Below are 14,205 nucleotides of genomic sequence, written 5' to 3' on the forward strand. Positions count from 1 at the left end.
GCGTCACCCCAGCACGTTCGCATAGACCTGCTGCGCGAAGCGCTGCGGGTCGGTGCTCTTCTTCAGCACGCTGATCCGGCGGAAATCGTCCGCGTAGAACGCGATTTCCTGCTGCAGATCGACGTTGGTCGGGTGGTGCGTGTAGGTCAGCGTCGCGTACAGCTTGCGCAGATCTTCCGGATTGATCTTCGGCGAATACTTCGCGAACGCCTTCGCGGCTTCGTTCGGGTTGTCGTGCGTGTATTCGGTTGCCTGCACGATCGAGCGCGCGAGCGCGGCGGCCGCCGGCCGGTCGTTGCGCACGAGGTCGCCGCGCGCGCCGATCACGCAGCACACCTTGCGCGCATATTCGCCGGACAGGTTCGTCGCGAGTTCCGTATATGCGCCGTTGCTGCGCTTTTCGAGCAGATAGAGATTCGGGTCGCCGTCGGCGATCGCCTGGATCTCGCCCTTGTCGACCGCGACGCCGAGCAGATCGGCCGGATACTGCCGCCACGTGATGTCGCGTTCGGGATCGATGCCGTTCTTCGCGAGCAGGATCGAGAAGAAGTGCTTGCCGGGCGCCGCGAGATCGCTGACGCCGACCGTCTTGCCCTTCAGCGCCTGCAGCGTCGTCACGCCGGCCGTCTTCGCGCCGAGCAGCCGCACGCAGCCGCCGTGCGAGCTGCCGATGATCTTCACGTCGAAGCCGGCTTCGAGCGGCTTCAGCCAGCGGTGAATCATCCCGACCGCCGCGTCGGCCTTGCCGGTCGCGATCGATTCGAGCAACTGGTCGGTCGATCCGCTGTAGTTGATCAGCTCGACCTTCAGCCCGTTCTTCTCGAAGAAGCCGTTTTCCTGCGCGACGACGATCGGCGTCAGGCAGAACGCGTTCTGATTCCACGCGAACGTGAGCTTCTTCAGCGGCGGCGCGGACCATGCTTTGCGGCCGAGCGTGATCGCCGGCGCGGCGAGCGCGGCGGCGCCGGCCGCGCGCAGCAGCCGGCGGCGCTTGTCGTCATGGGCGCCGGTCGGCGCGGGTGCGGTGGGTTCGGTCATCGTGTGGTCTCCGGTTCCGGTCGTGCGGCAGGGCGCTCAGTCGAGCAGGTCGGGTTCGTCGGCGACGACGCGTGCGAACAGGCTGTCGAACGCGTGCAATGCGCCGTCGGGGCCGCCGATCTGGCCGTGCGTGTGTCGCGCGGTCGCGTGATCGATCGGTTGCGGCGTGCCGGCCGCTTCGGCCAGCAACTGCGTGTGCGCGGCGTTGTCGAGCGCGATGTACCACCACGCGGCGGCCTCGACCGTCGGGCCGGCCGTCAGGATGCCGTGGTTCTTCAGGATCACGCCCTTGTGCGTGGTGCCGTCGGGCTTCGCGAGCGCGTCCGCGATCCGCGCGCCTTCGCTCGTGTCGACGACCATGCCCGTGAAGTCGTCGAACAGCGCGTGATCCTCGTAGAACACGCACGCGTCCTGCGTCAGCGGATCGAGCGGGCGGCCGAGCGTCGACCACGCCTTGCCGTAGGTCGAATGCGTGTGCGCGGCGGCGACGATGTGCGGATGCGCGTCGTGAATCGCCGCGTGGATCGCGAACGCGGCCTTGTTCAGCGGCCGGTTGCCGATCGCGGTTTCGCCGCGTGCGTTGACGAGCAGCAGGTCCGATACCTTGATCCGCGAGAAATGCACGCCGAGCGGATTCACCCAGAAGTGGTCGGGCAGTTCGGGGTCGCGCGCGGTGATGTGGCCGGCGAGGCCCGACGCGAACCCGAAGCGCGCGAACAGGCGGAACGCGGCCGCGAGCCGCTCCTGCCGGTGGCGGCGCTCGGCGGCGACGTCGACGCGCGGCGCGGGCGGATCGAACCAGAAATGCTGGCGCGGCGTGTCGGCGAGGACGAGGCCCGACGCGGTGCGCACGGGCGATGACGAAGCCAGGACGGCGGACATGGTCGGCGTCTCCCTTTGCGTCAGGCCGCGCGGCGCGCCGCGTCGCGTGCGGCGACGGCGCTGCGCACGCGCGGAATCAGTTCGCGACCGTAGTCGATCGCGTCTTCGAGCGGATCGAAGCCGCGGATCAGGAACGTCGTCACGCCGAGGTCGTAGTAGTCGAGCAGTGCGTCGGCGACCTGTTCGGGCGTGCCGACCAGCGCGGTCGAATTCGAGCGCGCGCCGGTGAGCTTTGCGATCTCGGTCCACAGCCGCTTGTCGACGCGCGAGCCGCGTTCGGCCGCGGCGAGCAGGCGTCGCGCGCCTTCGCTCTGCTGCGGGCCGCCGCTGCCGAGGCCGGCCGCTTCGCGCAGCCGGCGCGTTTCGTCGAGGATCCGATGCGCGCGCGCCCATGCTTCGTCTTCGGTCGCCGCGAGGATCGGCCGGAACGACACGGAGAAGCGCACCTGCCGGCCGTGCTTCGCGGCTTCGGCGCGCACGCGGGTCGTCAGGTCGCGCACCTGGTCGAGCGATTCGCCCCACAGCGCATAGACGTCCGCGTGCTTGCCGGCGACTTGCAGCGCCGCTTCCGAGGCGCCGCCGAAGTAGATCGGCACGTGCGGCTGCTGGAACGGCTTCACTTCCGAAAAGCCCTGCGTGAAGCGGTAATGCGCGCCGTCGTGATCGAACGGCTGCGTTTCGGTCCAGATGCGGCGCAGAATGCCGAGATACTCGTCGGTGCGTGCGTAGCGTGCGTCGTGGTCGAGGAAGTCGCCGTCGCGTTGCTGCTCGCTGTCCGAGCCGCCGGAGATGAAGTGCACGGCGAGCCGGCCGCGGCTGAACTGATCGAGCGTCGCGATCTGCCGCGCGGCGAGCGTCGGCGCGGTGAAACCCGGCCGATGCGCGAGCATGAAGTGAATGCGCTCGGTCGCGGCGGCGGCGAACGCGATCGTCAGCGTCGCGGACGGGCCGGTCGAATGGTGCGGGACGAGGATCCGGTCGAAGCCGGCCGTTTCATGTGCGCGGGCGAAGTCGCGCACGTAGTCGGGGTCGACGACGGGGCCGGCAGGTGGATGGATTTCCGACTGCTTCTGGCTCTGGATCATGCCGATGAATTCGACGCTCATCTGGGTCTCCGATGCAAGGACGGCCCCACGTGGCCGGCAACGGACGGCGGGGCGGGAATGGAGCGCAGATTACCGCCGGGATCATGCAGAACGGAAATAATCAATCCCGATTTGAATATCAGATTTGCATGGTTTGGTCGCGTGTGCGTTGCGCATACGCTGTGGGCTCGCGATGGCGTCGAAAGGGCGTCGGGGGCGTGTCGGGCGGGGCTTTCGCGCCGGGCGGGAACCGGCTCGGCATGCGCCCCGGGATGCGCGGCGCGGTGCGAATGCCGATGCGTGCGCACGCATTCGCGGCAAACGTCCGCGAACCGGCACGGCGCGCGAGTGCGCAACAGGTCGCCGCCGGCTTCACGCGCCGCCGCGCCATCCGCCGATCGATCTTCGCCATGACCGCCGATCCGTTAGCCAGCTACCCAGCTACCCAGTCACCGAGGGAATCCGTACCGATGTCCGCCAGCCTTGCCGCTTCCTCGCCGCTACCGCCGCAGTCGTCGCTGCGCCACCTGCCTGCCGACGATGCGCGCGTCGCGGCGCTGCTCGAGCGCCTCGCGCCCGAACTCGCCGCCGACGCGGCCCGTAACGACGTCGACGGCCGCTTCCCGCACGAGAACTTCGCGCGGCTGCATCGCGCCGGGCTGATCGCGCAGGTCGTGCCGCGCGAGCATGGCGGCGCGGGCGCGACGCTCGCGCAGGCGAGCCGGATCGTGGCCGCCGTCGCCCGCGCCGATCCCGCGACCGCGCTGGTGCTGACGATGACGTATCTGCAGCATCGCGCGCTCGGCCGTGCCGACAACCGCTGGCCCGCGCGCGTGCGACGTGCGGTGTTCGACAGTGCGGTCGCCGAAGGCGCGCTGATCAACGCGTTGCGCGTCGAACCGGCGCTCGGGTCGCCGTCGCGCGGCGGCCTGCCCGAAACGATCGCGCGTCGCGACGGCGACGGCTGGCGGCTGTCCGGCCACAAGCTGTACAGCACCGGCATTCCGGCGCTGCGCTGGCTCGCCGTGTGGGCACGCACCGACGAACCCGAGCCGCGTGTCGGCGTATTCCTCGTGCGGCGCGAGCGCGATGTGGAAGACGACGCAGGCATCCGCGTGATCGAAAGCTGGAATCACCTGGGCCTGCGCGCCTCGGGCAGCCACGAGGTCGTGTTCGACGACGTGCGGCTGCCCGCCGATCATGCGGTGGACGTGCGCGCGCCCGATGCGTGGGCCGTATCGGCCGCGAGCCATGCGGATGTCGACGCGCAGGCTGACCAGCAGGCGTGGATGGTCGCGCTGCTCGGCAGCCTCTACGATGCGGTGGCGCGCGCGTCACGCGACTGGCTGCTCGCGTTCGCGACGACGCGCGCGCCGAGCGGGCTCGGCGCCCCGCTCGCGACGCTGCCGCGCATCCAGGAGGCCGTCGGCGAGATCGAAGGGTGGTTGCACACGAACCGCGTGCTGCTCGACGAGCACATCGCGCGCACCGATGCGGGTGACGCGCCGACGGTGACGACGAGCGGCCTCGTCAAGCGAACCGTGACGGAGCAGGCGATCCGCACGGTCGAGCACGCGTTGAAGCTGTCGGGCAATCACGGGCTGAGTCGCCACAATCCGCTCGAACGTCATTATCGCGACGTGCTGTGCAGCCGCGTGCATACGCCGCAGGACGATGCGATCGCGGTCGCCGCCGGGCGTGCGGCGCTCGACGCTGCGGCGCGAAGCGCAACCGCGAACGCGAACGCGGAGACTGGCGGGACGTCGCGCGACGCACCGGCATCCGGTCGAAGCGATGCGTGAGCGGGACCGCAGGACGGTCGGCGCAAACGCGACAGCGCGGTGCCGGCGTCGCCGGCCTCGGTCAAGCGGCCTCGTCGTGCGCGGTGGCATCCGTGGGCAGCGCCAATGCCGCGCGCGCATGCGCGCCCACGGCCGCGAGCGGCGCCTTGATGCGCGCGGCATCCTGCCGGTGCAGCAGCCACAGATCGATCTGCGGCTTGAAATCGGCGAGCGGCACGATCTCGACCGCGTCGCGCAGCGGGCTGCCTTCGACGAGCGGCAGCGGCATCAGCCCGATGCCGAAGCCGTTCGCGACGCTCTGCAATTGCAGGTCGCGACCATACACGTCGAGCGTGACGGGCATCGGCAGCCCTTGCGCGTCGAGCGCGCGGCGCAGGCCCGCGCGAAAGCCGCAGCCGTCGGGATTGAGCACCCAGCCGCGCGCTTGGCAGTCGGCGAGCCGGTAGCTGCGGCGCGGCCAGTCGCCCTTGCGGCCGACCGCGACGAGCCGGGTGGCCAGCAGCCGTTCGCCCTCGACGTGCGGCGGCAGCACCATTTCGCGGGCCAGAAACACCAGCGCCGCATCGAGTTCGCGGCGCGCGACGCGCTCGACGAGCATGCCGCCCCAGGCGGTCGTGACCTGCGTGGCGAGTGCGGGCCATTGCGCGGCGATCCGCGCGATCAGCCCGGGCAGCATCAGTTCGCCGAGGCCTTGCGTGAGGCCGACGCGGAATTCGCCGGCGGGCGGCCGCTGGCCGGCCGTCAGTTCGCGCAGCGCATCGACCTCGCGCAGGATCGCGCGGCACTGCTCGAACACCTGCAGGCCGATGTCGGTCGGACGCGGCGGTTTCGTGTTGCGGTCGAGCAGCGTCGCGCCGAGCGCTTCCTCGAGATTCTGCACGCGCCGCGTGATCGCCGGCTGCGTCATCCCGAGCTCGGCCGCGGCCTGGCTCAGCGTCTGGCAGCGGACGACCGCTGCAAAAGCGTCGATATCGCTAATTTTCATGTTTGTTCTGCATGGTATTTCGGGTGCATCATGACGATTCATCATATTCGGCATCATATTCGAGGAGGCAGCCGATGAGTACGCTTTCGTTGCATCAGACGCCGCTGCGTCCGTTCGTCGACGGGCTGGGCGCGCTGCTCGCGTCCGGCGCGAACGAGGCGCGCATTCTCGACGAGGGCGGCGCGCTGCTTGCCGCGCTCGTCGCGCACGACGACTGGCTGCCCGACGCATTCGCGCAACCGGATCCCGAGCGCTACCGCCAGTACCTGCTGCATCTCGATCCCGACGAGCGGTTCTCCGTCGTCAGCTTCGTGTGGGGGCCCGGCCAGACGACGCCGATCCACAATCACACGGTGTGGGGGCTGATCGGCATGCTGCGCGGCGGCGAGTTTTCGCAGCCGTACCGATTCGACGCGACCGGCAAGCCGGTACCGTCGGGCGATGCGGTGCGGCTGAAGCCGGGCGACGTCGAGGCCGTGTCGCCGCATATCGGCGACGTGCATCGCGTGACCAACGCGTTCGCCGACCAGGTGTCGATCAGCATCCACGTGTACGGCGCGAACATCGGCAAGGTCGAGCGCGCGGTGTTCCTCGACGACGGCACCGTGAAGCCGTTCGTGTCCGGCTATTCGAACGTGTGATCGAACGTGTGACGCCGCAACGCGCGGGCGTCCCGTTGCGAGCGCACACGCCCGCAGCCCCGAGCTTCATCCGTTTTCCGTTTGCTTTCTTCACCGCCTTCAACAGAATCCGACAGAGACATCGTGACGCAATCCGTTGATTCCACTTCCCGTTTCCCCGTCGCGTCGTACCAGGACGTACGCGCACGCCTCCTGGCACGCGACGAGCTCGCGCTGATCGACGTGCGCGAGGAAGATCCATACGCGCAGGGCCATCCGCTTTGGGCCGCGAATTTTCCGCTGTCGAAGCTCGAACTCGACGCGTGGACGCGCATTCCGCGCCGCGATACGCCGATCGTCGTGTTCGGCGAAGCCGACGGCGAGGATCTCGCGCCGCGCGCGGCCGCGAAGCTCGCGCAGCTCGGCTATACCGACGTGCGGCTGCTCGACGGCGGTCTCGCGGGCTGGCTCGCCGCGGGCGGCGAGCTGTTCATCGACGTGAACGTGCCGAGCAAGTCGTTCGGCGAATGGGTCGAGGCCGAGCGCCATACGCCGTCGCTGTCGGCGCAGGAAGTGCAGGCGCTGATCGACGAGAAGGCCGACGTCGTGATCGTCGACGCGCGCCGCTTCGACGAGTATCAGACGATGAACATCCCGACGTCGACGAGCGTGCCGGGGGCGGAACTCGTGCTGCGCGTGCGCGCGCTCGCGCCGAACCCCGCGACCCGGGTCGTGGTGAACTGCGCGGGCCGCACGCGCAGCATCATCGGCACGCAGTCGCTCGTGAACGCGGGGCTGCCGAACCCGGTCGCGGCACTGCGCAACGGCACGATCGGCTGGACGCTCGCGGGCCAGACGCTCGAGCACGGCGCCGCGCGACGCTTTCCCGACGACGTCGAACCCGCGCAGCGCGAGGAAGCCCGGCGCGCCGCGCGCGCGGTGGCCGAGCGCGCCGGCGTGCCGCGCATCGCGCTCGCGGACGTCGCCGCGCTCGACGAGCCGGGCCGCACGCTGTATCGCTTCGACGTGCGCACGCCGGAGGAATACGAGGCCGGCCATCTGCCAGGCTTCCTGGGCACGCCGGGCGGCCAGCTCGTCCAGGAGACCGACCATCACGCGGCCGTGCGCGGCGCGCGCATCGTGCTCGCCGACGACGACGGCGTGCGCGCGGACATGACCGCGTCGTGGCTCGCGCAGATGGGTTGGGACGTGCGCGTGATCGAGCCGGCCGGCACGGCGGCCTTCACCGAGCGCGGCCAGCCGCCGCGCGACGTGCCGGCGACGCCGCAGGTGGCCGAGGTGTCGCCCGCGACGCTCGCGGGCTGGCTGAAGGAGGCGGGGGCGGGCGAGATCGCGATCGTCGACGTGACGACCAGCGCGAACTACGTGAAGCGGCATATTCCCGGCGCGTGGTTCGTCGTGCGCGCGCGGTTGCGCGACGCGCTCGCCGCGATTCCGCCGGCGAAGCGCTATGTGTTCACGTGCGGATCGAGCCTGCTCGCGCGGTTCGCGGCGGACGACGCGCGCGCGTTGCTGCCGGCTTCCGCGGCGATCTCGGTGCTGACCGGCGGCACGACCGCGTGGATCGACGCGGGGCTGCCGCTCGAGCACGGCGAGACGCATCTGGCGTCGCCGCGCGTCGACCGCTACCGGCGCCCGTATGAAGGCACGGACAACGCGGCCGCCGCGATGCAGGCGTATCTCGACTGGGAATACGGGCTGGTCGACCAACTGAAGCGGGACGGCACGCACCACTTCCGCGTGATCTGAGCGCGGCGCGGCATCCGGTGTGCGGCACGCCTTGCGCCGCGCCCGGTTGCCGCGCGTTCAGCGGCGCATCGCATGCGCATCCGACACGTTCGGTACGCTCACCGTTTGAACGTATCGACGGCCGTGCGGCCGACGGCCGGATCGTCGGTGAAGAAGCCGTCGATGCCCGCGCGCAGGTACGCCTGGATTTCGCGCACCGAGCCCGCGGTGTTGCGCGTGGCCGGCGTGCCGCCGTCCTTCAGCGACGCGGGCAGGAAGTTGTTCTCCGGACGGAACGTGTACGGATGCACGACGAGGCCGGCTTCGTGCGCGTAGCGCACGTACGGCGTCGGCTGCTGCAGCGTGCCGTCCGCGGCCACGGCGATGATCGACGTCTTGTACGGGCCGACACCGTTCGCATAGGACGCGATCTCGCGCATGCCGTCGCGCGTCGACAGGTCACCGTAGGTGCGCTTGTCGTTCGCCATCACGAAGTCGTACGGACGCTGGCCGGCTTCGTCCATCAACTGCACGAGCTTCCAGTTCGGCTGGCTCGACTTGATCCGGTTGCGGATCGCCTTCAGGTTCGCGACCTCGAACGACTGGATGTAGACGGTCGCCGTGCGTGCCGTGTACGGATCCTTCAGCAGCGCATCGACGAGACGGTCCTCGAGCGGCAGGCCGACCGACTGGAAGTAGGTCGGGTGCTTGGTTTCCGGATACAGATGAATCGTGCGGCCGGTCTGCGCGGACATCTGTTTCGCGAGCGCGACGATCTCGTCGAAGGTCGGAATCTCGAACTGGTCGTTGTACGCGGTGTTCGCCGGGCGGACCTGCGGAATGCGCTCGCGGGCACGCAGCGTCTTCAACTCGGCGAGCGTGAAATCCTCGGTGAACCAGCCGGTCAGCTGCGCGCCGTCGATCGTCTTGGTCGCCTTGCGGCTCGCGAACTGCGGCAGCGTCGACACGTTCGTCGTGCCGGAGATTTCATTCTCGTGGCGCGCGACGAGCACGCCGTCGCGCGTCGACACGAGGTCGGGCTCGATCACGTCCGCGCCGTCCTCGATCGCCTTGCGGTACGACGCGAGTGTGTGTTCGGGGCGCAGCGCACTCGCGCCGCGATGGCCGACCACCTGGACCTTCGCGGAGATCGGCTGCGTCGGATCGGATGCCGACACGTCGTCGCCGCCGCAGGCGGCGAGCAGGAGGGCGGCGGCACAGGCGAACGGGATGCAGCGCAGGGCGGTCGGGCGCGTGAAGAGCATGTCGGTGAACCTTCGAAACGGAAGTCGGTGAAAGGGGCGTCGTTCCGGCGCTGCGGCCTGTCTCGGCGGGCCGAGCGGGATCGAACGGGACGCGATCGTCGCATCGAATAATTACATATGTATTACTCGCGCCTTTCTTTTGTGTTGCCGCGCAAGACGCACGGGACGGTCGGATCGCGCGACCGTGCGAGCGGTGCGATCCGGCCGTCGCCGGGAGCCGGCGCGCCGGATGCACTAAACTTGCGGGACTTTTGCATCGCCGCGCCGGGCCGACGCCCGCCCGCGCGACGATGCGGCGACTCGCGGGCCGGCGCGGGCGCCCGGCGCCCGTGTGCGTCCGGGGCCCGCGCCGGCCGATTTTTACCGACCCATGACGACCCATACCGATCCCGCCTACCTGCTCGGCGACCTGCTGAAGAACGTTTCCCGCTCCTTCTACCTGACGCTGCGCGTGCTGCCCGACGGCATGCGCGACCCGGTCGGCCTGGCCTACCTGCTCGCGCGCGCGGCCGACACGATCGCCGACACGGCGCTCGTCGCGCCCGATCGCCGCGCGGCGCTGCTGACCGACCTGCGCGACGAGGTCGAGCGGCTCGGCGACGGCGCGGCGCTGTCGCGTGCGCTGGAGGACGTGACGCGAATGCAGACGGATTCGCACGAGCACGTGCTGCTCGGCTCGATGCAGCCGATGCTCGCGCTGCTGCGCGCGCAGCCGGAGGCGGATCGCGCATCGATCCGCAAGGTCGTCGCGACGCTGACGTCGGGGATGGAGTTCGACCTGCGCACGTTCCCCGACGAACAGTCGGGAGAGGTCGCGTCGTTGCCGGACCGCGACATGCTCGATCGCTACACGTATCTGGTCGCCGGCTGCGTCGGCGAATTCTGGACCGACATGACCGGCGCGCACACGCGGGCCGCGCGCGGCTGGGACCTGGCGGACATGCGCGAGAAGGGCATTCGTTTCGGCAAGGCGCTGCAGATGACCAACATCCTGCGCGACTGCGCGAAGGACCTGCGGATCGGCCGCTGCTACCTGCCGGACGACGTGCTGGCCGCGCACCGCGTGGGCGTCGCCGACCTGATGTCGCCCGACGCGTCGGCGCGCGCGCGCGGCGTGCTGGTCGACCTGCTGCGCGTGGCGCTCGATCAGTATCGCGACGCGTGCCGGTACACGCTGGCGATTCCGCGCCGTTTCGTGCGTCTGCGGCTCGCGTGTCTGTGGCCGATCATGATCGGCCTCGAAACGCTCGAACGGCTGGCCGGCCATGACGCGTGGCTCGATCCGGCGAGGCCGGCGAAGGTGCCGCGCAAGCGGATCTACCGGATCATGGCGTCGTCGCTCGCGCTCGTCGGCTCGAACGCGGCGATCCGTGCGCGCATGAACGCGCTCGTCGACGCGGTGAACGCGCGGATCGAGCAGCCGTCCGCGCGCTGATTCTCGCTGAACGATGCCGGCGCGACAGGCGCGGGCATCGCCCCTCGGCCCGCATTCGCCGGGCCGCTTCCGTCCGATTCTCCCCACACGCACTGAAACGTTTTCACGATTTCGCTTTCCGAAACGTGGGTGTCATGAATGTCAGCGATCCTGCGCGGCGGCGTTGAATCGTGGCAGCCGCCGCGGTCGCGCATTTGTAAGAAGGTTGTTGCCGAAGGCGTCTGACGACATTGGACGGTCGCGATGCACCAGTAAAAATGTAAAGCTAGGGTTTTCACCGGGAAATGCCGGAAAGGCCCACCGCGTAAGCGTTTTCAGGTGTTATGTAACCGTTTGGTGAACCCCTGCGTTGCGTCGATCATACGATGACCGACTGCACATGTTGGGAAACGATTGGTAATCCGTCAGAATCGCACCGGCATGTACTCGCACATGTGTCAGTCATAAAACCACACCAGAAAAGAAATCATTCTTTGAGGACGGAGAATCAATGAAAAAGCGCGTCGCTTTCGCCATGACGGCAGTGGGTCTCGCAGCCGCTACCGCCGCCCACGCCCAGAGCAGCGTGACCCTGTACGGTATCGTCGACAACGCCATCGCCTGGCAGAACAACTCGTCGGCGACCAGCGCGGTTTCGGGCGGTCACTCGAAGGTGCAGATGGCCACCGGCATTTGGGCAGGCAGCCGCTTCGGCCTGAAGGGCAGCGAAGATCTCGGCGGCGGCACGAAGGCGATTTTCCAGTTGGAAGCCGGCTTCAACGCGAACAACGGCTCGTCGCAATGGACGAACGGCATCTTCACGCGTCAGGCGTGGGTGGGTCTGACCAACCCGACGTACGGTACGCTGACGGCCGGCCGCCAGTACACCGCGTACTACACGCTGCTGTCGCCGTATAGCCCGACGACCTGGCTGACCGGTTACTACGGCGCGCACCCGGGCGATATCGACTCGCTGGACACCAGCTACCGCGCGAACAACTCGCTCGTCTACATGTCGCCGAAGTTCTACGGCTTCACGGTCGGCGGTTCGTACTCGCTCGGCGGCGTGGCAGGCAGCTTCAACCGCGGCTCGACCTGGAGCGCGGCGATCCAGTACCTGAACGGCCCGGCAGGCATCGCGGTCGGCTATCAGCGCATCAACAACGCGACGCTCGGCGGCGGCGTGTGGGGCGCGAACTCGACCGCGCAAAACGGTCTGGATTCGAACGGCAACGGTGCCGAGCAGGCCGTGTCGTCGATCAACGGCGGCTACAAGACGGCACAGTCGCAGCAGCGTGTCGCCGTGACGGCCGGTTACCAGTTCACGCCGGCGTGGGACATCTCGGTGTCGTACTCGAACGTCCAGTACATCCCGGGCAACCTGTCGGCATTCCACAATACGGCGATCTTCAACACGGCGGGCGCAGTGCTGCACTGGAAGGCAGCGCCGCAGTGGGACTTCGCGGCAGGCTACTCGTACACGCGTGCGACCCAATCGAACGGCGTCTCGAGCGCGGCCAAGTACCACCAGGTCACGCTGTCGCAGTACTACAGCCTGTCGAAGCGCACGGGCCTGTACGCGGTTGAAGCGTACCAGCACGCTAGCGGCAACACGATCAGCGGCCTGACCGGCGGCATCGTCAACGCAACGACGTCGATCGGCGACGGCGTGGGCGCGGGTTCGAAGCAGAACCAGATCGCTGCAGGCGTCGGCCTGATCCACCGCTTCTGATGTCGCGCGGCGCGTGAGCGCCGCTCACGGCATGCGGTATGAAAAACCGGCCTTCGGGCCGGTTTTTTTTCGTGGGTGCGCGCCGCACGCGTGGCGCGGGTGCCGTCGTCGGCCGAGCAGCGTCCGACGACGTATGCCCAAGCCGTCCCGATCGTCAGCGGCTCGAATCGTCCGACCAGTTCCCCGCCAGCGACTGAAACAGTGCCGCCGTATCGGCAAGCCGGTCGGCCTGCGCGCGCGTGCGGTCGAGTGCGGTCTGCAGTGCCTGCCGCTGCGCATCGAGCAGCGCGAACGTGCTGATCCCGCCTGCCGCGTAACGGTCGCCGGCAATCGCGTTGCCTGCCGCCGCTTCCCGTGCGGCCGTGTCTCGTGCCTCGAGCTCCGCCGCATCGTGTTCGACCGCGCGCATCGCGTCGGCCACCTGCTGGAGCGCCAGCAGCACGGTTTCCCGATAGCTTGCGAACGCGGCGTCGTATGCGGCTTCGGCCGCGCGCTTTTTCGCGCGCAGTTCGCCACCGTGAAAGAGCGGCTGCGTCAGGCCGAGACCGACATTCCAGACATTGAGCCCGCTCACGATATCCGCAATGCGCGTGCGTTCCGAACCGATTCCCGCCGAAATCGAAAAACGCGGATACAGGTTCGCGGTCGCCACGCCGACGTTCGCGCTCGCCTGGTGCAGCACGGCCTCCGCCGCGCGGATGTCGGGCCGTTCGCGCGCGAGCGTCGACGGCAGCGCGACCGGCAGCGTGTGTGGCAGCGCGAGCGCATCGAGCGTGAGGTCGGGCAATGCGGCGTCGGACGGCGGCGCGCCCAGCAGGATCGCGAGCCGGTGGCCGGCCTGCGCGAAGCGGGCCGCGAGCGGCGGCAGCGAGGCCTGCGTCTGCGCGAGCAGCGTGCGCTGCGCATGCACGTCGGCCTGCGATACGCCGCCCGCCGCGAAGCGCGCTTCGACGATGCGCAACTGCCGCGCCTGCGCGTCGACGAGCTGGCGCGTGAGCGCGATCTGCTGCGCGAGCGACGCGCGCAGGATCGCGGTCGCGACGACGTTGCCCGCGAGCGTCAGGCGCGCGGCGTCGAGCGTGTATGCCTGATAGTCGATCTGGGCGCGCAGCGCTTCGAGCGCGCGCCGGTTGCCGCCGAACACGTCGAGGACGTACGACACGCTCACCGACGCGTCGTACAGCGTGAATGGCCCAGGATTCGGCACGTTGGCGGGCAGCCCGAACGCGGCGACGTCGACCTTCTGGCGCGTGGCGGACAGGTTCGCGTCGACGCGCGGCAGCATCGTCGCGCCGGCTTGCGCCGCATGGTTCTGTCGCGCTTCGTCGAGCCGCGCGCGGGCCTCGGCGAGCGTCGGGCTGTTTTGCCACGCGGTATCGACGAGCCGGTTAAGCGGCGCCGAATCGAACCGCGTCCACCAGCGTTGCAGCGTGTGCGCGACAGGCGCGAACGTCTGCGCGTCGCCGGTCGCCGCGGGCGCTTCGTCACGTGTGTAACGCTGCGTGGCCGGCGCGTCCGGCGTGCGGAAATCCGGCCCGACCGCGCATCCGGCGACGAGCAGCGCAATGGCCGCCAATGCGCTGCCGCGGGCGGTGTGTGAGGCGTGACGCGAAGCCGGTTTCATCGCGCGGCC

Annotated in this window: 11 protein-coding genes; 5 read left to right on the top strand and 6 right to left on the bottom strand. The window is 69.2% G+C overall.

Going from position 1 to position 14,205, the window contains the following annotated elements:
- Positions 1–3: 3 nt before the first annotated feature.
- Genes WS46_RS07490 through WS46_RS07500 form a run of 3 tightly spaced genes read right to left on the bottom strand, consistent with a single transcriptional unit; the run spans position 4 to position 3,026 of the window.
- On the bottom strand, positions 4–1,038 hold the full coding sequence (locus WS46_RS07490) for an ABC transporter substrate-binding protein (protein WP_059689977.1): 1,035 nt from the start codon (positions 1,036–1,038) through the stop codon (positions 4–6).
- Positions 1,039–1,074: 36 nt separating this feature from the next.
- Positions 1,075–1,920 carry a class II aldolase/adducin family protein gene (locus tag WS46_RS07495; protein WP_059525233.1) on the bottom strand — a complete coding sequence of 282 codons (846 nt, stop codon included), beginning with the start codon at positions 1,918–1,920 and terminating at the stop codon, positions 1,075–1,077.
- A gap of 20 nt (positions 1,921–1,940) precedes the next feature.
- Positions 1,941–3,026 carry an LLM class flavin-dependent oxidoreductase gene (locus tag WS46_RS07500; RefSeq protein ID WP_059689978.1) on the bottom strand — a complete coding sequence of 362 codons (1,086 nt, stop codon included), beginning with the start codon at positions 3,024–3,026 and terminating at the stop codon, positions 1,941–1,943.
- A 449-nt stretch (positions 3,027–3,475) separates the two neighbouring features.
- On the opposite strand from WS46_RS07500, the gene WS46_RS07510 reads away from it, so the two are divergent.
- Positions 3,476–4,807: an acyl-CoA dehydrogenase family protein gene (locus tag WS46_RS07510; protein ID WP_059689980.1), complete on the top strand. Its 1,332-nt coding sequence runs from the start codon at positions 3,476–3,478 to the stop codon at positions 4,805–4,807.
- A 61-nt stretch (positions 4,808–4,868) separates the two neighbouring features.
- On the opposite strand, the gene WS46_RS07515 is transcribed toward WS46_RS07510, so the two are convergent.
- The gene (locus WS46_RS07515) at positions 4,869–5,792 is read right to left on the bottom strand and encodes a LysR family transcriptional regulator (RefSeq protein ID WP_059689981.1); all 924 of its coding nucleotides are present in this window, start codon (positions 5,790–5,792) and stop codon (positions 4,869–4,871) included.
- A gap of 74 nt (positions 5,793–5,866) precedes the next feature.
- Between WS46_RS07515 and WS46_RS07520 the strand changes: the two genes are divergently transcribed.
- Positions 5,867–6,433: a cysteine dioxygenase gene (locus WS46_RS07520; RefSeq protein WP_059689982.1), complete on the top strand. Its 567-nt coding sequence runs from the start codon at positions 5,867–5,869 to the stop codon at positions 6,431–6,433.
- Positions 6,434–6,556: 123 nt separating this feature from the next.
- Positions 6,557–8,182 (top strand): rhodanese-related sulfurtransferase, encoded by a 1,626-nt coding sequence (locus WS46_RS07525; RefSeq protein WP_059689983.1) that lies wholly within the window; start codon positions 6,557–6,559, stop codon positions 8,180–8,182.
- A 98-nt stretch (positions 8,183–8,280) separates the two neighbouring features.
- On the opposite strand, the gene WS46_RS07530 is transcribed toward WS46_RS07525, so the two are convergent.
- Positions 8,281–9,426, bottom strand: a complete 1,146-nt coding sequence (locus tag WS46_RS07530; protein WP_059689984.1) for a glycerophosphodiester phosphodiesterase — start codon at positions 9,424–9,426, stop codon at positions 8,281–8,283.
- Between the two features lie 370 nt (positions 9,427–9,796).
- On the opposite strand from WS46_RS07530, the gene WS46_RS07535 reads away from it, so the two are divergent.
- Both WS46_RS07535 and WS46_RS07540 read left to right on the top strand, forming a co-directional pair.
- Positions 9,797–10,861, top strand: a complete 1,065-nt coding sequence (locus tag WS46_RS07535) for a phytoene/squalene synthase family protein (RefSeq protein WP_059525247.1) — start codon at positions 9,797–9,799, stop codon at positions 10,859–10,861.
- Positions 10,862–11,351: 490 nt separating this feature from the next.
- Positions 11,352–12,572 (top strand): porin, encoded by a 1,221-nt coding sequence (locus tag WS46_RS07540; RefSeq protein ID WP_059689985.1) that lies wholly within the window; start codon positions 11,352–11,354, stop codon positions 12,570–12,572.
- Between the two features lie 154 nt (positions 12,573–12,726).
- On the opposite strand, the gene WS46_RS07545 is transcribed toward WS46_RS07540, so the two are convergent.
- Positions 12,727–14,196, bottom strand: coding sequence for an efflux transporter outer membrane subunit (locus WS46_RS07545; RefSeq protein WP_059689986.1), 1,470 nt, complete (start codon positions 14,194–14,196; stop codon positions 12,727–12,729).
- Positions 14,197–14,205: the final 9 nt, after the last annotated feature.

Source organism: Burkholderia sp. RF4-BP95, from assembly GCF_001521985.1.
Lineage (GTDB): Bacteria > Pseudomonadota > Gammaproteobacteria > Burkholderiales > Burkholderiaceae > Burkholderia > Burkholderia diffusa.